A 17,783-nucleotide genomic window follows, 5' to 3' on the forward strand; every position below is an offset into this window, starting at 1 on the left:
GCAGGCGTCGAAACCATCTCCAATTGCATGGCTACATTGGGAAGCTATCTGGAAGTAGTTCTTCTTGCACTTTGTCAAATGTGCCCGAAGCCACGAGTTGTCCAGATGAAGTTCATTTCTTCAAACGGCTTTCATTCCGTCCTCAAGAACCCGTCTTTCCATAATCCAACGCCGCCGATGAGCATGACGACTGACCAGACGATGGCGAGCGTGGTGTTGAGCAGGAGCACATAGCCCAACCCCAGGGTCATACCAAATACCAGCGCCAGGCCCCAGGCGAAGCCGCGCAAAGCGCGTGCGCTCGATTCGGGTTTGGGCACCATCAGGCCATTCGCCCGCGCATACTCTTTGACGGGACCCCAAGCGCCGTAGGGTTTCGTGCGGCGGTAGAACTCGGCGAGCTTATCGAGCGGCGCGGGTTTGGTCAAGAGTGTGACCCCTAACCAGATAACCGCCGAGCCGAAGGTGATCACGAGCAGTCGTTCACCAAAATGCAGTCCACTCGCGCTGAACAGATAGACCGTGATCGCACTCGACGCAATCATGGCCGAAATTTCGCTCCACGCATTCACGCGCCACCAGAACCATCTTAAGATGTAGACCGGCCCCGTGCCTGCACCGAAGGCAATCACAAATTTGAAGGCCTCGGTCACGCTCTGCGTGTAGTAGGCCGCCAGTCCCGCCGCAACCAGCACCACCGTCGTCGCCACCATGCTCATGCGAATGTAGTGGCGGTCTGTTTTGTCGCGCGCGAACAACGGTTTGTAGAAGTCCGTGACCAGGTAGCTTGCGCCCCAGTTCAATTGCGTGGAAATCGTGCTCATGAACGCGGCAATCAGCGACGCGACCAGGAGACCCTTCAAACCCGACGGCAAGAGCTCCATCATTAAACGCGGATAGGCCTGCTCGGGATCGGCGATGTTCGGGTAGATAATCAGCGAAGCGAGCGCCACGAGCACCCACGGCCACGTGCGAAACGCCAAATTCGTGAGACTGTACCACAACGTCGCCAATAGCGCGTGCTGCTCGTTCTTGCAGGCGTTCTGCTTCTGAATCACCTTGCCGCCGCCGTCGGAATTGACGTTGGCCCACCACGTCACGAAACTGTACGTTGCAAAACCCAAGAACGCCGGCGTCCAGAAGTCCGCACTGAGTATCGAACCTGCGCCCGGGTTGGGAGTCATATCGAGAATCTGCGGATTGGTCGTGACTTTCATCACGCCGTCTTTCAAAGCCTGCAAGCCGCCGACTTCGTTCACGGCATAGATTGCGAAGACAATCGCGCCGCCCTGCATGATGACATACTGCACCAGATCGGTCAGCGCCACGCCCCACTGCCCCGAGAGCAGCGTGTAAGTATAGGCCAGCCCTGTGAACAGAATAATCGCCGTCGGTTTGTCCCAGCCGACGGCTTCATTCATGATCTTGTACATCGCCAGAATCACCCAGCCCATCGCGATCACGTTGATCGGCAACGCAAGCCAGAGCGCGCGAAACGTGCGCAGGCCGCGCGTCACCGGCGAATCGCCATAACGCAAGACCGTCAGTTCGACATCGGTCAGCACCTTTGCACGGCGCCAGAGCTGCGCCAAGAAAACGTCGCAAACAGCGAGCCGATGCCGAAGCACCACCACTGCCAATTCTCGTAAATCCCCGCCGTGCGCACGAGCTTGGTCACATACAGCGGCGTGTCGCACGAGAACGACGTCGCCACCATCGTCGTCCCGGCAATCCACCACGGCAAGGCCCGCCCCGCCAAAAAATATTCCTCGGTCGAGGAGTGCGCGCTTCGTCATGAGTAAGCCCACAACCAGGCTTAGCAAATTGTACGCGATGATTAGGGTCCAGTCGAGCGTAGACAGCATGCAGGGTACCTTGAAATGAAAAGCCGGGCGGCAGGGGCCACCCGGCTAATGAACGAAAGTTCAGCCAATCCTGCAAGTGCATCACTTCAGCAGCAGCAATTTCCTCGTCTGGCTCTCGCCGCCCGCTTCGAGGCGGTAGAAGTAGAGTCCGCTGGCGATCTGTTCGCCGTTCAGCATGACGCGGTGGTGGCCTGCGGTGACTGCGCCGTCGAACAGCGTGCGCACGAGTTGGCCCTGAATGTTGTAGAGCTTCAGGGCTGCTTCCATCTGCGCGGGCAGCTCGAATTCAATCACCGTCGTGGCGTTGAAGGGATTGGGGTAGTTCTGATGCAAACTGATTGACGTTGGCAGCGAGACCGGAGGCGCGGGGGTTTCAAGATTCTGTGTGCGCAGTAACTCCATTGACGCCTCGAGGATATCCTGCGCTTGCGCCGCGGGTATGAAATAGAGCGGGAACCCAAACATGATTTCACCCGGACCTACTACTCCACAGACTGCATCGACAAATCCCGTAGTGTCATCCTCGTGCAAACGAACTTCGCATAAAGGCCAAGTGTTCCCGCGGGGCCAAAAGAGGTCCACGCCCGGCAGGTACTCGAAACCCGTCCATTCGATGAAAACCAGCGCAGCCAGCTTGCTCTCGTCCCAGGAAAAGTGCGGCGGGAACATTGTGGGACCAAAGTCTGCACCAGTAACCATCACTTGAGTGCCGGGAATGGATGGGTTAAACTGCGGTGAAGTACGCACGGAGTCTAAAGTCAGAGGCGCAAGCCGAGCAAGTTGACTTGGCGACGATTGAAGGCCGCTTCCCATTCCAGCGGCAAGAAGAGAATGGCGGCCAAAGCGAATCAATTTGCCGCCAATGGAAACGTATTCGCGCAACGCCGATTCGCGTTGGGTAATCTGCACACCGGTCCGCGAGTTCTGCGGATTTTCGCTGTGCCAAATCACGATTTCATATTGTGCCAAGGACTGCAACGACAGTGGCGCAGCATTGTTGGCGAGATCTACGTAATCAAATGTCTCGCCAGAGGCATTCAGCAAGGAATCATACCAGAACCGAACAAGCGAATCGTGAACGGCACCGCGGAATAGGTCTGCTGCCGTTGGCGATTTCGTCTCGTCATACACCAATATCGAATTCGCCGGCGAAAATGGCGTGAGTGTCACGCTGTTTGACGGCAAACTGGTGATACCGAGCGAATTGTGCAGGTAGAGCGTGTACGAGTAGTGGCGGCCGGAAACCACATCGCCGTCAGTGTAGCTTGGCGTGGTCAGATTGTCGAATTCGGTTTGTACCGTCGAATCGAGACGCACGAGACGGTAGTGCGAGAACGTTGGATCATTTGTGGCTGTCCACGTGAGCGAGTTGACGCCACCGGCGTTGATCCCGCTGAGGGAAATACTGTTGGGTATTGCGCCAACACGCACGATCTGCTTGGCGGGTGCGCTTTCGAAACTCTGCGCATCCACAGAAACGACCTCGATCAGCCAATCGGCACCATTGGTCAGGCCGGTGACAACAAACTCTTCGTCAACAATCGTTCCCGTCGTCAACTCGACGCGCTCACCTTGTCCGCTGTCGGGACGGCCATAGACGCGGTAACCTGCAATCTCGCCGTGCGCAGGCGACTCCCATGCGAGCGGAATCTGGCCGCTTTGCGCTTGTACGACCTGCATGTTTTGCGGATGCGAGGGCGGCTGGACGGCGTAGTCTTGATCAAAGAGCAGTTTCGCCCGACCGTAGGATTCATACAGGCCGTCGAAATGAAACTCGCCGCCGTTTTCGTCGTGAAAATCGGGGCCGATAAACATCGCTACCGAGAAGTTGAAGCGCTCGCCGGGGTTCAGCGGTAGCCGCACGCGCCCGAGCCGTCGGTGTAGTCGTACCAGCTGATTTTGTCCCAACTTAACATGAAGCGCGTGTCGGACTGTTCGAAAAACGTCTCGACTTCGCACCACTCGCGCATCATGCTCTCCGTCGGATGCAAGAAACTTGTCAGCCGTTCTGGGCGACGGTTCGCTCGGCTCGTAGGAGTCGTAGTCGCGTTCGCGGTTACGGCAGGATGTCGTACTTGTGACATCTCCCACGGGTGTACCCTAGTCGCAATCCCATGGCGGATCGTTGCCACGCCGGGCCCAAGTCGATTGATCGACGTCCGCGTTGGACTGCCACCAGTTGAAGCAGTGGACGATGTTGCCGCCGCCGAAGGTGTCCGGTTCGCTCAACCCGGCTAAACCAATCGCATCGGGTACTACAATTGGGCCGTTGGGATCGTTGTATCTGGCCATCGTTGTCGGCGCTCCAGCCGATCAGATTGCCCACCAGTGGATCTATCACCAATGATCCGCTGATGTCGTCAACGTGCTCGTTGTTGTGTCCAGCGATACCGACATCGGCATCCATGTAGAACCCGAGCAACGTTCTTCAAGTAATTGTTCGCCGATATTTTCAATCTCAAAATCCAAAATGACGAACCGCGCGAACTCGGGAGCGGTCCAGAGGCGCGCGATTTGGGTGATTTCGAGGCCGAGCGGACGGTGCGGGCCGTCAATCGGATCGTCGTTTAGCCAGAACGGATCAACCAGCGTGTCACTATACACCGCCACGGCTTCGATGTTGGCCTGAGCATTCGGATCGTAGATGCTGTTGCCGAAGCAGTCGGTGGCATCTGGCAGGTTCGAGCGCAGGGAGATGCCGTTGTTGGGCGCTTCGCCGGCGTGAAACTCGTTGATGGACGGATTTTGCCAGCCGTCCGTGCCGACGGAGACGCGCGTGGTGAAGAACCCTTGCTCTTCAATCAACGCGCCGAGCCAGAGCCCGCTCTGAAACAGATATTGCGCGTCACTGCCTTCGGGATACTCGAACTGCGGCGCCCAGTTGCCGGAGCACGGGTCATCCAGCGACGATGATTGCCCAGGGCCATCGTTGCCGAAAAAAGCCGTAGTTGGTGAAGTTGAAGGCTAAGCTGCCATTGCGCAGGACGTAGTTTTCATCCTGCGGGTTGGCAATGTCGAGGGGTTGGCGCGGGGTGCGGACGGGGCCGCGGTCGAGGGTGCGGGGCAGTGCGACGGAAATGGCGCACAGGAGGGTGAGAAGCATCAAGCGGAACATGTGACACCTCCGGCAGCGAGAAGCTGCATGATGCAAATTACCGGGATCCGCCTATAATTTATTGCGCAATAGTGGGATTGTCAAGCGGGAGGAAGGCGGGGAGATAGGTGCGATGGGGTAGAATGGGGTTCATTGAGCCATCAAGTTCGCGCCCGGAGTCAGGGGCACCCGCAGCGGGTGCCGCCGCGAGGAAGGCAGCGACTCAGGTGATCCAGCGCAGCGTGTACTTCAGAGTCATGTACACACCAACGACGATGAAGACGATGGCGGTGATGAGGCGGGCCCACTTTTCGAATGACGAGAGTCGCGTGAATAGTTTGGCGGTGGCTTGCGCGCTGAAGACGATGACGGCGGCGAAGGCTAAGACGGGGAGCGCCGTGCCGATGCCATAGACTGAAGGGAAGATTGCGATGGATTCGTGGCGCACGGCCAGCGGGATCAAGCTGCCGAAGAACAGCGCCGCGCTCACCGGGCAAAATGAAATCGCGAAGAGCGCGCCCAACATCAACGCGCCGAGTCCGCCCCACTCTTCGGCGCGTTTGGCTAATTTTTCGAGCCACGCGTTGCCGCTCATGACCGGGAGTTTCAGCCAGCCGGTGAGTAGTATTCCGACAACCATCAGAAACGGACCGAGCGCCTGGTGCATGTATTTCTGCAACCCGAACGAGAGTTTGGACAGCGAGAGCACGCTCCACACCACCAGTGCGCCGACGACGACATAGGCGAGCATGCGGCCTACGGTATAGAGCACGCCCGTCCACAACGCCTGCCGCGGAGCATGCGCGCGCCGTGCCACAAAGGACACGGCGGCGATATTGGTGGCCAATGGACAGGGGCTAATCGAAGTTAAAATCCCCAACCACAGCGCCGAACCCAAGCCGATGACAAAGTCGTTCATTCGCCGAGGAAGCTCGCGACTTCCGCCGTCACGTATTTCTTGAAGGCCGCTTCATCACCCAGTAACTCCCAGACTTTGTCACAGTTTTTCCACTTGATCTGCGTGCCGTTCTCATAGCGTACCAGCACGAGGGACTTGGTGAAGAGCTTGTATTCGTCAATGAAGTGCGCATTGGCTTCTTCGTCGAGGTTTTTCATCATCCACGCGAGCTGACCAGCGGCGAGCTGGGGCGCGAAGCCCGCTTCAATGGCTTCGTGCGAATATTTCTCGATCTTTTGGCAGCTCGGGCAGCGCACGGTGTTCATGAAATAGTAGGCCACATTTGTGATCTGCGGCGTTTGTGCGCTGTCGGGTGTGGCGACGGCGGCTTCTTCGGCAAGGACAGGCGACGCAAAGAGGGCAAGCAGCAGAACGGTAAACAGTGTTTTCATGATCACTTTCCGCCAGTTGACGTCAGCAGAGTTTGTAATTCCGGCTCGGTGGGAATACGGCCCGAGACTTTGATTTCGCCATCTACCAACAGCGCAGGCGTCATCATCACGCCCGCGGCAAGAATGGCATTTATATCTGTGACTTTCTCGAGCGTGAAATCGAGTTGTTTTTCGCGCGCCACACGCTCCGTCAGCTCGGCCAGTTTGTGACACTTCGGGCAGCCGGTGCCCAGGACTTGAATCTTCAAATTATCGGACTCCTATACAAAATTGCCATACAGCCACCCGGCCAGAGTGGACAACGTTACAACCAAAGAAACAAACGCCACGGTTTTGCGCAAACCTAACAGAGAGTGAATCACCAGCATACTCGGCAGCGACAACGCCGGACCAGCCAGCAGAAGCGCTAGTCCCGGGCCTGCGCCCATACCGCCGCTCATCAGCCCTTGCAGAATCGGCACTTCGGTCAAGGTCGCGAAGTACATGAACGCGCCGATCACCGACGAGACAAAATTGGCGAACAGCGAATTCCCGCCTACCAATTTGCTAATCCATCTCGACGGAATCAACCCCTCGGAGCCGGGCTGACCCAGCAGCAAACCCGCAGCCAGAATACCCAACAGCAATAGTGGTACGATCTGCTTGGAGAAATCCCAGGTGGCTTCGAGCCACTCGCGGCTTCTCCCGCCCGAAAGATACAGAATCAGCGAGAGCGCGGCAATGGCCAGCAGAAAAACTGCCTGCGGGTAGTCGGGAATTGCGACTGCCGCGCCAATCGTCACGACGATTCCTGCTGAAAGATGCGGCAGTCTCGTCTGCATCCATCCGGCCATTTGCACGCACAGTAACACTGCTAATCCGCCCGTCAGCCACCACTTATAGGGATATATCCCCAGAGATGGGCCGAGCGTGGCGGCAACCAGAATTGAGCTGAGGGTCGCAACCCAGACAGCCGTTCTGAGAACGTTTGAAGCGGCCCGCTTCTCCATTGGCGCGGCGGCCAGTCGGGCGACTTCGTCACGGCGGAAGAGCCACGCCATGAGCAGGCCGATGATGATTGAAAGAGCACGGCGCCAACCGTGCGGGCAATTCCCATGCTCAACCCGAGTACTCGGGCCGTCAGGACGATGGCCAAGACGTTGATCGCCGGACCGGCATAGAGAAATGCCGTGGCCGGGCCGATGCCTGCACCCATCTTATAGATTCCGCCGAAAAGCGGCAGCACGGTGCATGAACAGACCGCCAGCACGCTGCCCGAAACGGAGGCCACACCGTAGGCCACCAGCTTGTTGGCCCCCGCGCCGAGGTGCTTCATCACTTCGCCTGACTGGATGAACGTGCTGATGGCGCCCGCAATAAACAGCGCCGGGATCAGGCAGAGGATAACGTGTTCGCGCGCGTACCATTTGGTCAGCGCTAAGGACGACTGCACCGCCTGCGGAAGATGCCACGAGTCCAGGGGCAGGAAATAGGCCCCGCCGAACAAGGCCATCATCGAAATCAGGCGGGCAAACTGGTTCTTTGACATGTAAAAACAAAATGATAGGTACTGGTTCGTTAAAATACGAAATAAGAACCGAGAAAACAATGCACGAGGCCAGAATTGGTCCATTGCGTGCGCTTGTCACACGAAACATAAATTGTCGCAGAATGGACCACTATCGCCGAGCATGCGCTATTGTGCCTCATTGCCTCTCAGATTGGATTTTGCTACCTTTTCTATGTAGTGGTGAGAAAGCGTGTCTTTCTCGTTAACTTAGATTTTTCAATCAGGTACGCATACAATACGGAGTAGCTCCCCATGCACGATCGCCTATTTATTCCCGGTCCGGTGGAAGTTCGTCCTGAATTGCTGCAAGCGATTTCCAAGCCGCAGGTCGGCCACCGCACGCAAGCCTATATGGATGTCCACTCGGCCACCATTCCTCTATTAAAGAAGATCCTCTATACCGAGCAGGACGTCCTGCTGTTCACCTGTTCGGCGACAGGGGTGATGGAAGGTTCGTTGCGCAATCTGTGTCAGAAGAAGGCGCTGGTCACGGTCAACGGCGCGTTTTCCAAGCGCTGGTTCCAAATTGCCGGCTTCAACGGCATTCCCGCCGACAAGCTGGAAGTGCCGATGGGGCAGGCGGTCAGGCCTGAAGCAGTAGACGCGGCTTTGGCGACCGGACAGTATGACCAATTCTGCGCTGTCTTCAACGAAACTTCGACGGGCGTGCGCGCACCGCTGGAGAAATACTCGGAAGTGCTCAAGAAATATCCCGACGTGATGTTCTGCGTGGATGCAGTGTCGGCGATGGCCGGCGACAAGATTGAAACCGACAAGCTCGGTCTCGACGTGTGTTTGGCCGGAACGCAGAAGTGCTGGGGCCTGCCGACGGGGATGTGCGTGACGATGATTTCCAATAAGGCGATGGCTAAGGCCGCGACGGCTAAGGCGCCGGGTTACTATGTGAACTTCGTGGACGCAAAGAAGTACAACGACAAGCATCAGACGCCGCATACGCCGGCGATTCCGATTTTGTTCGGTCTGCATGCGCAGGTTGAACACATCGTCAATGTCGAAGGACTTGACAACCGTTGGGCGCGCCATCTGGAAATGCAGAAGCTGACGCACGAGTGGTGCAAGAAGGCCGGATTTGAACTGTTCCCCGAGAAGGGTTATGAATCCGTAACGCTGTCGTGCATCAAGAAGCCCGATGGGTTTGATTTCAAAACCTTGAACGGTCAGCTTTCCAAGAAGCATCATTGCGTGATTTCCAACGGTTATGGCGACATCAAAGAGCAGACATTCCGCATCGCGCATATGGCCGATACGACGGTCGCCGAGATGAAGCTGTTGTTCGGATGGATTGACGCGATTCTGGCTGAGACGAGCGTCACCGCGTAGCAGACGGTCAAGATGACAAGGGATGGTGTAAGGCCATCCCTTTTCTCTGCCGAAGCCGCGCAGAACGCGACTTATCATTTACCAAGGGGAGGCGGTATGGCTGGCTGGAAATTTGTACTGTTGTTTGCAGTCGGTTTGTTGGTCGTGTTTCTGTTGCTGTGCCAGGATACGCAAAACGGCGGAGCGCCGCCCGCTCCGGTGCCAGTGCCGGTCCAGCTGCTGCCCGGCGAGAGGAACGACCCGTCGTATCGGCAGCCGATTATCGAGAGCGTCTTCGACGGCGCCTGCGCGCTGGACACAATCTGTCCATCCCGGCGGTCGGACTGTGTGACAAAATCGTTTGTTGCTCAGAAAGACACGGTGTACCATTTGTACGCCGTCTATGCCAACGGCGACACGACACAACCGAGCTGCGTCTTGTGCGCGAGCTTGTATCACATTCGCGCGGCGGGCGATACGGTGCTTGTGACCAGTATAGAAACCGCTTGCCCGACCGGCGGGCCGTGGGCGGACCATCCGAGGTTGGCGAAGGACTCGACCTACATGCTGTCGGCGTGCCTGCACAAGTGCGGCGACATGTCCAATTGCCAATGCGGCGAGATGGTTGATGCGTTTGCCATCGTTTCAATGCGCGATCTGCTCGATGAGTTGAAGCGGCATTTCAGATAGCTTCTCTGCTCGGCGATCGACGCTCTCCTTTGCGGTGGGTCCCGCTACCAATTTGAGGGAGAAGATTATGCTTGCGGTTATTTTGCTTCTTATGGTGAGCTGCGCTTGGGCGCAGCCCGTGTTCGGGCCGTATGGGGTGTATGAGTCGGCGTCGCGGATTGGCGACCTTGAAGCCTGTGTGCGCGGCGATACGTTGGATGCAGTGTGGATTTCGGATGCGCAGGTGGTTTGGCAGCGATTCAACCTCGCAGCCGCCGCGCCGCTTGGCGATGCGCGGATCGTTGACACACTTCACAATTGGCCAAAGCTCGAATTGCATGACCTCACTGCGCGAAATGACTCGTCGTGGTGTTGTGTGGTGTATGAGGATGAGGCGGTTGGCTACGGTATGCCAGGGGCCAATGTTTCCGGTTTCTTGTGTCCCGACAATTACGTATGGTTGGACTCAAGTGTCTCATACTACTACATCGGCAAGGGTCCGCGCAGCGGCTTTTCGGTGCGCGGACGCGAGGGTGGTCACGCCACCGTCATGTGGCTGGGAGAACATTGGGACCCGCACATGTACGGTATCACCATCTTTGGTGCAACGATTTCCGCTGATGGAGAAATCCTGAATAAGTGGGACGTTGCGGAATCGCCGCTTGACAGGAATCGCGCCACACGAGCAGTTGATTGGTCCTCAAACGACACTTTTGTTCGCACATTGTTCCCCGGCGTCGTCAACACAGGCGTCATTTCCTGCTACGTAACGGCTGAATCAGGAGAGTGCGACTATTCCGGTGACCTAAGCAATCCCATTTACACGATGATCGAGCTTGAGCGCATCACTGGCTCACTTGCCCTTGCCCTCTATTCGGAGGACAATTCGCAAGATGATCCGAGAGTTGCCCGGGTGAGCCGCCCTGATTCCACACAGTTTGAGTTTGAGTATCTCGGCCCGGTCGGCCTAAATTACGTCACATCGTCTTTCTTCCACCGCGACTTTGGGTTTGCAGTGGTCGAGGCCAATCCGGGTTATCTGCTGGTTGCGCGTGTGGACACGACCGGACAACCAGTGCAACCGGTGGGAGTGCTTTACGAAACGAGCGGCACGAGCCTGATCGCCAACGCGGATGTCACCATCACCGACGACGGCAAAGTCGTGTGTGTGTGGAGCGAGTATGACGACGAGAGCGAAGGCCCGCGCAGGCTGAAGACGGCGTGGGTGGCATGGGACGAGTTTGTAGATACACCTGATCAATCTGCTCCAGCGCCGCAGGAGTTCACCCTTTCCGCCTATCCCAATCCGTTCAACTCGAGCGTGACGATTTCATTTGAATTGCCGCGCTCCGGAGATGTTGAGCTTAATATCTTTGATCTGAACGGGCGGCTCGTCGAGACACTTCGAGACGATTTCAGCACGGCCGGAACGCATACGTTGAATTGGTCACCGGGAGATCTCGCCAGCGGTGTGTATTTTGCACAGATGGAAGCGATGAGCGCACAACGAACTCGGAAGATGCTCTTCATCAAGTAACCTCAAGTTTGGGGAACCAGCCGAGAGTATTCCATGCGGATGCTCGCGTTCAGTTTCACAACCATCCCTTGGAGGGGACTATGAAGCGCTTTCTTCTCATGTTGGTGCTGGCGACACAGCTTGGTGTTGCATTCGGCCAGGAGGTGCGGGGGCCGTTTACTATCCCCATTGGCTCCTACAACTTCAACCGTATCAATATTGCCTTTGTCGTTGAGGACACTGTTGAGTTTGTGGCGGGAAACAGCCGCGGTGTTGGGCATTGGTCTTATTCCCAGTCAGCGGACACCTTTGTCACGTATCCGCACTATCTGTTAGAAACTGCCTACCCGTGGTCAACGACGCTCTACGATCCCGCTACATTTGTTGATGGCTGGGCTGCCTTAGCTTACGAACAACTTGTTGAATCTGAATTTGATTACGGCTACAACCGCTTGCATTTGATTCAGTCTCACAACGGAGCAATCACGTCAACAGTCATTGACTCCGGTCGGACACACCGTTTCTGGGTTGACAGCCTGTCCCGGCGCACGTTGGACGCTTCTATCATCGCAAGGCAGGATGGCGGCTTTTATACAAAGCGACAGATGCTTAACGCTGTTTGGAATAACGCGGGAGGGTGGCAGCTTGTTCATGAGAATGAGGTTCGCGAGTACACGACGGGTGATGCAACACCGATATTTCGTGACATACCGTGCTATGGTGATCTGTATTCGGGCCGCGCAGATTCCTTGCTGATTGCTGATTTCAACAACACGGATGACCATTCTGTGTCCGCTTGCGTCGGCACCCGCAGTGCAAGCTTAGCAATTCCACCATGGGATGACTGCGTTATCCAGAACTATAGCGTCATGTTCACCTGGAACTATGGCATCCTACTCTTGACCGGTTACTCTCCAGTTCTGCAACTAAGGCAGCTAACATTCGACGGGAATTGCGAACTTCTCTCTGAGGTTAACGCAGTCGCGCAGAATGTCGCAACGCACCCCGATTATGGGTACAGCCTGATTACGCAAGGATCGCCTGGGCGGTTCGGGCAAATGAACCTTCAAGGTGAACTCGTCCGTGAGCCGGCGCCATTCACTCAGAGCCTCGGCCTGGTCATAGACAAACATATCGCGGACAATGGCGACACGTATGTCCTTACGGGGAGCACTTTTGAAATGCAGTTCTTTGCAATCCCGTGGAATGCCGTGCTTGATTCCCGTGGTGTCATGCCGGAAGTTCCACAACAGTTCACCCTTTCCGCCTATCCCAATCCCTTCAACTCGAGCGTGACGATTTCATTTGAATTGCCGCGCTCCGGAGATGTTGAGCTTAATATCTTTGATCTGAACGGGCGGCTCGTCGAGACACTTCGAGACGATTTCAGCACGGCCGGAACGCATACGGTCAATTGGGCGCCGGGAGATCTCGCCAGCGGTGTGTATTTTGCCACGCTGGAGACATCGTTCGCCCACACCACGCAGAAGATTCTGTACCTAAAGTAGCAAGGGGAATTCGCGCCATGATTCGTTTGTTGACCGCTGTTTGCATGTTCGCAATCGTCTGTACCTTTGGTTACGGGCAAACCAAGCCCATTACCGTTGTTCGCGCCGATACGCACGAGCCCATTGTCGGCGCATGGGTGTATGACGAAGCGCAGCTTGTGGTCGTTCAAACGGATGTGAACGGCGCGTTTGATCTCGGCAAGTTCGACGATCATCAACCCTGGTGTTTTTTCATCCCGACTACGTGCGGCGGCTGCTGAACCGCGATCAGATCGGCAACGAAAATTTTACGGTCGCGCTCGAGCGCGTGAGCTATACGACCGACGAAGTGGTCATCCAAGGCCATCGCTTCGGCAATGATCGCGCGCAAATCGCCCAGGCGATCGCCGAAGTCACCGCCAAGCAAATCGAGTTTCAACAGCCGCGCACGACTGCCGAAGTGCTCGAAAGCGGCGGCGTGTTCGTGCAGCGCAGTCAATACGGCGGCGGCTCGCCGATGCTGCGCGGCTTCACGGCGAACGGCGTGCTGCTCGTGCTCGACGGTGTGCGCATGAACAATGCGATCTATCGCGCCGGAAATTTGCAGAATTCAATACAGGTGGACGCCAATGCGCTGGGCTCGGCCGATATTCTGTTCGGGCCCGGTTCGGTTCAATACGGCAGCGACGCGATGGGCGGTGTGATGGTCTTTAACACCACTGATCCGCTGCCCTCGCTCTTGAAAACGGCGAAGGTTGACGCACGCGCCTTTACGCGCTACGCGACAGCCAACGATGAACGCACGGTCGGCGGGACAATCGAATACGGGATGCGAAAATGGGCGCTCCTTGGGAATGTCACCTACAGTGATTTTGGTGATCTGCGCTCGGGAAACGTGCGCAGCGACGCCTATCCCGATTACGGCTGGCGGCGCGAATATGTGGCGCGCGAAAACGGCGCCGATGTCATTGTGCGGAACGATCACTCGACGGTCCAGCGTTTCACCGGGTATACGCAGGCCAATGTTCTCGGCAAGGTGCGCTATTGGCATAATGCGCATCTCAATCTTACCTACGGACTGGTTTACACGACCTCGTCGAATATTCCGCGCTACGACCGATTGGAACAGTATCGCAACGGCGCGCTGCGCTACGCTGAATGGTATTACGGGCCGCAAGAGTTGCTGCTAAACCGTCTGACCGCCCACGCATCGGGCGGCGGCGCGCTGTTTGACGAAGCCGAGTTTACAGTCGCGCATCAGGACTACCAAGAAAGCCGCCACGACCGTACGCGCGACAACGACAGCCGCAATGATCGCACTGAAGACGTCAGCATATTCTCCGTGAACGCCGACATGAGTCGAGCGCTGGGCTCGGGCACGCTGTTCTACGGCGCTGAAGCGGTACTGAATGATGTGCAGTCTTCCGCGCAGAAGTACAATATTGTGACCGGCGAAACCGCTGCGCAATCCACGCGTTATCCCGACGGCGGAGCAACACCACGCAACTGGCCGCATACTGCGGTTGGCGGGCGCCAGTGTCCCGCGCGATTGTTATGACTGCGGGCCTGCGCTATTCGCATAACATGCTCACATCAAAGTTTGACGATCAGTCGTTTTTTGCCTTCCCCTTTGACGAGATCAAGTACGACAACGGCGCGCCGACGGCGAGCCTCGGCGCGGTCTACAACGCGGCGGCCTGGCAGGTGCGCGGCGCGTTGGCGAGCGGTTTTCGCGCGCCGAATGTGGATGATGTCGGCAAGATCTTTGACACAGGGAACGGCGTGGTCATCTTTCCCAATCCCGAACTGAGTTCGAGTATTCTACAACGGTGAGCTTGGCCTGGCGCGTGACTTCGGCCGCTTCAGCGCCAGCGCTACGGGTTACTATTCGATGCTGCGCGACGCCGTGTTGGTGCGCGACGCACAGTTCAACGGTGCGGATTCAATACTCTATGACGGCGCAATGGCGAAAGTCAAATCGCTGCAGAATGTCGGCGAGGCGTTTATTGCCGGGCTGGATGTGCAGGCGAAGTGCGAGATCAATGAACGATTGACCGCGAGCACGCAGCTTTCCACTGCGCAAGGCCGCGACACCGAGAGCGATTTGCCGCTGCGCTCCGTGCCGCCGCTGTTCGGGCAGACGAGTTTGATCTGGCAGCAGGAGCGCTGGGCGGCGGAGCTGTTCGCGCGGTACAATGCGTGGAAACAGCTTGATGACATGCCGATTTCCGGCGGCGAGGTTACGGCGTATACGGATGATGGCGTGCCGTCGTGGTGGACGTTGAATGTACGCGGAGACGTCAAGCTCGTTGAGCATCTCGAACTGGTCGCGGCGCTGGAAAACATTCTCGATCTGCATTATCGCCCATACGCATCGGGTGTGAGCGCGCCGGGCCGGAATCTGATTCTGAGCTTTGAGGGCGGAGTTGTAGGTTCTTGTTTTCTTCTTCGGTGGGTCCCGAGAGGAGAGGTGTTATGCGATGGATTCTTGTGGTCATCGTTTTCTCCACGGTCACCTTGGCGCAGCCCGTGGAGATGTTTGAGATTCCGTTCGGTGGCGTGGCGGCGCCGCTTGGGGTGTTGGCGGTGGCCAATGACGACAATATCGCGGATGTTTTTGTCAAGTCAACGGACGGTTCGGTGTATAAGCTGACGTATGATTTGGTGGCGCACGAAGTGATCGGAACGCGCGTGCCGATTGCGCTCGGCAGTTCGGTGCGCTACGGTTTGCTGACTGCGGCGTCCTTGGGGAACGGACGATGGGCCGTCGTGCTGAGCGGCTGTCTTAACTGCTCTGTCGCGGCGGAGCGCTACCAGGCCTTTCTGATTACGGGTAGCGGCAATGTGATGGACTCAGACGAAATGATTTATGACGTCGAGGCTGGCGGCATCTTCGCTACGTTCGGACCGTTGACGGACGCGCGAATTGCGCGGCATCCCGAGGGCGGATTCTTTGTCACCGGATCGGCAACCGGAATGTGGGGCGTTGAACCGACGGCCGAACTGTTCAGTTGGGCACACGATCTTAGTGCGCCGTACTATTCCTATTACTCGGTGGGCGACCACATCATGCGCGTGTTTCCGCAATTTCTCACCGGTGACACACTGTTGATTCTGAGCACGCGCAGTCTGGGCGGAACAGCGGCCGCGTGGTTGTCGCCCTGTCTGACGCCGGAGTGTTCAACACAAGTTATGGGATGGGATGTTTCGTTGTTCGCTGAAGCCATGCTGCGGACGCCGGGAGGCCGCATCATCGCGTGGCATGGGGATCAGATTACGGAGCTATTGTCTGATGGCGGACTCGACACGTTGAACGATGCGGCAAGCGAACCGCATTGGTCCGCGCGCTTTGCGGCGCATCCGGACTACGGCTTTGCCGCGATTTGGCAGTACGGGCAGTCCACGATGCTGGCTCGCGTGGATACGAACGGCAGCGCGCCGGCGGCGGACGGCTCTGTCGCCTGGAACGTCGTGCCGCAGTCCGCGTTCGTGAGTTTTGACGGCGACGGTGCGCTATTGGCGGGCTATGCAGTCAATGACACAACGGTGGGCCTGACAAGGGTACCGTGGACTGCGCCGCTGAATGTGCCTGCCCCGCCGATGGTTATTCCTAAGACATTCCTGCTCAGAGCATTTCCCAATCCGTTTAACTCGTCGGTCAGTATTGAGTATGACTTGCAAAACGCCGCCGATGTCCGCCTAAATATCTTCAACACACTAGGTCAGGAGATCGCCACGCTTGCTGATGGCCGCTCCGCCTCCGGAACGCATACGCTGGTCTGGTCGCCCGCTGCCGCCAGTGGTGTGTACTTCGTCAAGCTCACGGCGGGTGAACTTGTAACCAGTCAGAAGATTTTGTACATTCGATAGGTTGTGGCCGAATTATCTGGCTAGAGGCCCAACCTAGGTTTCCCTCGGCATTTCTATTTTCAATTTTCCCATTTTCAATTTTCTCCTCTCCCATGCCTAAAATTCTGCTCAACGACGGGATTGACAAGTCTGCCGCTGAAGCCCTGATCTCGTCGGGCTTCGACATTGATCTGAATCACTACGAAGGCGCCGAACTGCTCGCCAAGGTCAAAGATGTTGAAGGTTTGACCGTGCGCTCGGCTACCAAAGTCACCAAAGAAATCATTGACGCCGCACAGCATCTGAAGATTATCGTGCGCGGCGGCGTCGGCGTGGATAATATTGACGTGGCGTATGCTGAAGCGCAGGGCATCGCCGTGCGCAATACGCCCGCCGCATCGTCCACATCCGTCGCGGAGTGCGCGCTGGGGCTCATGTTCGCGGTGGTCCGCGCCATTCCCGCCGCCAATGCTTCTATGAAATCCGGCGAATGGGACAGGAAGTCGTTCTCGAAAGGCATTGAACTCGAAGGCAAGACGCTCGGCATCATCGGCATGGGGCCGGACTGCACGCGACTCGCCGAAGAAGGCCGCCAGTATCGGCATGCGCGTGATCATGGGTTACGATAAATTCCCCGATAACGTGAAAGCCAAGGGCTTCCAACTGCGCGAACTGGACGACGTGTTTGCCGGGTCGGATATCATCTCGCTGCATATTCCCAGAGCAAAGATGAACCGGCCCCTGATCGGTCCGGCGGGCTGGCCAAGATGAAAAAGGGCGTGATTCTGATTAACACGGCGCGCGGTGGCGTGATTGACGAACGCGCTGTTGGCCGCGCTGGTCCGGTCACGTGTACGGCGCAGGCATTTGACGTGTGGGTCAGTCGGCCCAAACCACGCCGCGATTTGGTGGAGCATCCGAAGGTTGTCGCTCTTCCGCATGTCGGGCGCAGACCATTGAGGGGCAAGGCCGCGTCGGCGAAGTCGCCGATATTCTGAAGAGGTACTTCCGGGAAGTAGTAGTTGAGCGGCGGCACGTCGTGAGCATTGCGCGTAAGCGGCCCTGGGCCCAGCGCCTGCGCTGG

At 57.2% G+C, this 17,783-nt stretch carries 21 protein-coding genes and 1 pseudogene; 11 read left to right on the forward strand and 11 right to left on the reverse strand.

The features are described 5' to 3' along the window. Nucleotides 1-131 precede the first annotated feature (131 nt). From IPH10_08440 to IPH10_08490, 11 genes and pseudogenes are all read right to left on the reverse strand, one after another. Nucleotides 132-1,592, reverse strand: coding sequence for a hypothetical protein (locus IPH10_08440; GenBank protein MBK6910940.1), 1,461 nt, complete (start codon nucleotides 1,590-1,592; stop codon nucleotides 132-134). Beyond that, nucleotides 1,559-1,759 (reverse strand): hypothetical protein, encoded by a 201-nt coding sequence (locus tag IPH10_08445; protein ID MBK6910941.1) that lies wholly within the window; start codon nucleotides 1,757-1,759, stop codon nucleotides 1,559-1,561. The genes IPH10_08440 and IPH10_08445 overlap by 34 nt, the downstream gene beginning before the upstream one ends. A 187-nt stretch (nucleotides 1,760-1,946) precedes the next feature. After that, complete coding sequence (locus tag IPH10_08450; protein MBK6910942.1) at nucleotides 1,947-3,728, reverse strand: T9SS type A sorting domain-containing protein; 1,782 nt, start codon at nucleotides 3,726-3,728, stop codon at nucleotides 1,947-1,949. Further along, complete coding sequence (locus IPH10_08455) at nucleotides 3,713-3,949, reverse strand: hypothetical protein (GenBank protein ID MBK6910943.1); 237 nt, start codon at nucleotides 3,947-3,949, stop codon at nucleotides 3,713-3,715. Before IPH10_08455 ends, IPH10_08450 begins: the two co-directional genes overlap by 16 nt. 16 nt (nucleotides 3,950-3,965) lie before the next feature. Further along, nucleotides 3,966-4,157 (reverse strand): hypothetical protein, encoded by a 192-nt coding sequence (locus IPH10_08460; GenBank protein ID MBK6910944.1) that lies wholly within the window; start codon nucleotides 4,155-4,157, stop codon nucleotides 3,966-3,968. Nucleotides 4,158-4,202: 45 nt separating this feature from the next. Beyond that, nucleotides 4,203-4,670, reverse strand: a complete 468-nt coding sequence (locus IPH10_08465; protein ID MBK6910945.1) for a hypothetical protein — start codon at nucleotides 4,668-4,670, stop codon at nucleotides 4,203-4,205. A gap of 91 nt (nucleotides 4,671-4,761) precedes the next feature. Beyond that, entirely contained in the window at nucleotides 4,762-4,980 is a 219-nt protein-coding gene (locus IPH10_08470; protein MBK6910946.1) for a hypothetical protein, read from the reverse strand. Between the two features lie 202 nt (nucleotides 4,981-5,182). Then, the gene (locus IPH10_08475) at nucleotides 5,183-5,878 is read right to left on the reverse strand and encodes a sulfite exporter TauE/SafE family protein (protein MBK6910947.1); all 696 of its coding nucleotides are present in this window, start codon (nucleotides 5,876-5,878) and stop codon (nucleotides 5,183-5,185) included. Beyond that, nucleotides 5,875-6,309, reverse strand: a complete 435-nt coding sequence (locus IPH10_08480; protein ID MBK6910948.1) for a hypothetical protein — start codon at nucleotides 6,307-6,309, stop codon at nucleotides 5,875-5,877. The genes IPH10_08475 and IPH10_08480 overlap by 4 nt, the downstream gene beginning before the upstream one ends. 2 nt (nucleotides 6,310-6,311) lie before the next feature. Then, nucleotides 6,312-6,557, reverse strand: a complete 246-nt coding sequence (locus IPH10_08485) for a TM0996/MTH895 family glutaredoxin-like protein (protein MBK6910949.1) — start codon at nucleotides 6,555-6,557, stop codon at nucleotides 6,312-6,314. Between the two features lie 12 nt (nucleotides 6,558-6,569). Continuing rightward, nucleotides 6,570-7,837 (reverse strand): annotated as a pseudogene (locus IPH10_08490) (permease). A gap of 273 nt (nucleotides 7,838-8,110) precedes the next feature. On the opposite strand from IPH10_08490, the gene IPH10_08495 reads away from it, so the two are divergent. From IPH10_08495 to IPH10_08545, 11 genes are all read left to right on the forward strand, one after another. Beyond that, nucleotides 8,111-9,199: an alanine--glyoxylate aminotransferase family protein gene (locus tag IPH10_08495; GenBank protein MBK6910950.1), complete on the forward strand. Its 1,089-nt coding sequence runs from the start codon at nucleotides 8,111-8,113 to the stop codon at nucleotides 9,197-9,199. Between the two features lie 96 nt (nucleotides 9,200-9,295). After that, a complete protein-coding gene (locus tag IPH10_08500) occupies nucleotides 9,296-9,868 on the forward strand; it encodes a hypothetical protein (GenBank protein ID MBK6910951.1) in 573 nt (190 codons plus the stop codon). Nucleotides 9,869-9,935: 67 nt separating this feature from the next. Continuing rightward, on the forward strand, nucleotides 9,936-11,384 hold the full coding sequence (locus IPH10_08505) for a T9SS type A sorting domain-containing protein (protein ID MBK6910952.1): 1,449 nt from the start codon (nucleotides 9,936-9,938) through the stop codon (nucleotides 11,382-11,384). 80 nt (nucleotides 11,385-11,464) lie between these two features. Further along, nucleotides 11,465-12,871: a T9SS type A sorting domain-containing protein gene (locus IPH10_08510; GenBank protein ID MBK6910953.1), complete on the forward strand. Its 1,407-nt coding sequence runs from the start codon at nucleotides 11,465-11,467 to the stop codon at nucleotides 12,869-12,871. Between the two features lie 17 nt (nucleotides 12,872-12,888). After that, the gene (locus tag IPH10_08515; protein ID MBK6910954.1) at nucleotides 12,889-13,131 is read left to right on the forward strand and encodes a hypothetical protein; all 243 of its coding nucleotides are present in this window, start codon (nucleotides 12,889-12,891) and stop codon (nucleotides 13,129-13,131) included. Further along, nucleotides 13,095-14,408, forward strand: coding sequence for a TonB-dependent receptor plug domain-containing protein (locus tag IPH10_08520; protein MBK6910955.1), 1,314 nt, complete (start codon nucleotides 13,095-13,097; stop codon nucleotides 14,406-14,408). Before IPH10_08515 ends, IPH10_08520 begins: the two co-directional genes overlap by 37 nt. Further along, nucleotides 14,318-14,683: a TonB-dependent receptor gene (locus IPH10_08525; protein ID MBK6910956.1), complete on the forward strand. Its 366-nt coding sequence runs from the start codon at nucleotides 14,318-14,320 to the stop codon at nucleotides 14,681-14,683. The genes IPH10_08520 and IPH10_08525 overlap by 91 nt, the downstream gene beginning before the upstream one ends. Before the next feature lie 642 nt (nucleotides 14,684-15,325). Continuing rightward, nucleotides 15,326-16,720, forward strand: a complete 1,395-nt coding sequence (locus tag IPH10_08530) for a T9SS type A sorting domain-containing protein (protein ID MBK6910957.1) — start codon at nucleotides 15,326-15,328, stop codon at nucleotides 16,718-16,720. A gap of 92 nt (nucleotides 16,721-16,812) precedes the next feature. Then, entirely contained in the window at nucleotides 16,813-17,328 is a 516-nt protein-coding gene (locus IPH10_08535; protein ID MBK6910958.1) for a hypothetical protein, read from the forward strand. Beyond that, nucleotides 17,219-17,470 carry a hypothetical protein gene (locus tag IPH10_08540; protein MBK6910959.1) on the forward strand — a complete coding sequence of 84 codons (252 nt, stop codon included), beginning with the start codon at nucleotides 17,219-17,221 and terminating at the stop codon, nucleotides 17,468-17,470. The genes IPH10_08535 and IPH10_08540 overlap by 110 nt, the downstream gene beginning before the upstream one ends. A gap of 8 nt (nucleotides 17,471-17,478) precedes the next feature. Next, the gene (locus IPH10_08545) at nucleotides 17,479-17,697 is read left to right on the forward strand and encodes a hypothetical protein (GenBank protein MBK6910960.1); all 219 of its coding nucleotides are present in this window, start codon (nucleotides 17,479-17,481) and stop codon (nucleotides 17,695-17,697) included. Nucleotides 17,698-17,783 lie beyond the last annotated feature (86 nt).

It is taken from the genome of bacterium (assembly GCA_016702305.1).
Classification (GTDB): domain Bacteria; phylum Electryoneota; class RPQS01; order RPQS01; family RPQS01; genus JABWCQ01.

Coding starts and splice junctions, on each gene's coding strand:
- IPH10_08455 (MBK6910943.1), bottom strand. CDS start 3,949: ATGTCACAAGTACGACATCCTGCCGTAACCGCGAACGCGACTACGACT.
- IPH10_08460 (MBK6910944.1), bottom strand. CDS start 4,157: ATGGCCAGATACAACGATCCCAACGGCCCAATTGTAGTACCCGATGCG.
- IPH10_08470 (MBK6910946.1), bottom strand. CDS start 4,980: ATGTTCCGCTTGATGCTTCTCACCCTCCTGTGCGCCATTTCCGTCGCA.
- IPH10_08475 (MBK6910947.1), bottom strand. CDS start 5,878: ATGAACGACTTTGTCATCGGCTTGGGTTCGGCGCTGTGGTTGGGGATT.
- IPH10_08480 (MBK6910948.1), bottom strand. CDS start 6,309: ATGAAAACACTGTTTACCGTTCTGCTGCTTGCCCTCTTTGCGTCGCCT.
- IPH10_08495 (MBK6910950.1), top strand. CDS start 8,111: ATGCACGATCGCCTATTTATTCCCGGTCCGGTGGAAGTTCGTCCTGAA.
- IPH10_08500 (MBK6910951.1), top strand. CDS start 9,296: ATGGCTGGCTGGAAATTTGTACTGTTGTTTGCAGTCGGTTTGTTGGTC.
- IPH10_08505 (MBK6910952.1), top strand. CDS start 9,936: ATGCTTGCGGTTATTTTGCTTCTTATGGTGAGCTGCGCTTGGGCGCAG.
- IPH10_08510 (MBK6910953.1), top strand. CDS start 11,465: ATGAAGCGCTTTCTTCTCATGTTGGTGCTGGCGACACAGCTTGGTGTT.
- IPH10_08515 (MBK6910954.1), top strand. CDS start 12,889: ATGATTCGTTTGTTGACCGCTGTTTGCATGTTCGCAATCGTCTGTACC.
- IPH10_08530 (MBK6910957.1), top strand. CDS start 15,326: ATGCGATGGATTCTTGTGGTCATCGTTTTCTCCACGGTCACCTTGGCG.
- IPH10_08535 (MBK6910958.1), top strand. CDS start 16,813: ATGCCTAAAATTCTGCTCAACGACGGGATTGACAAGTCTGCCGCTGAA.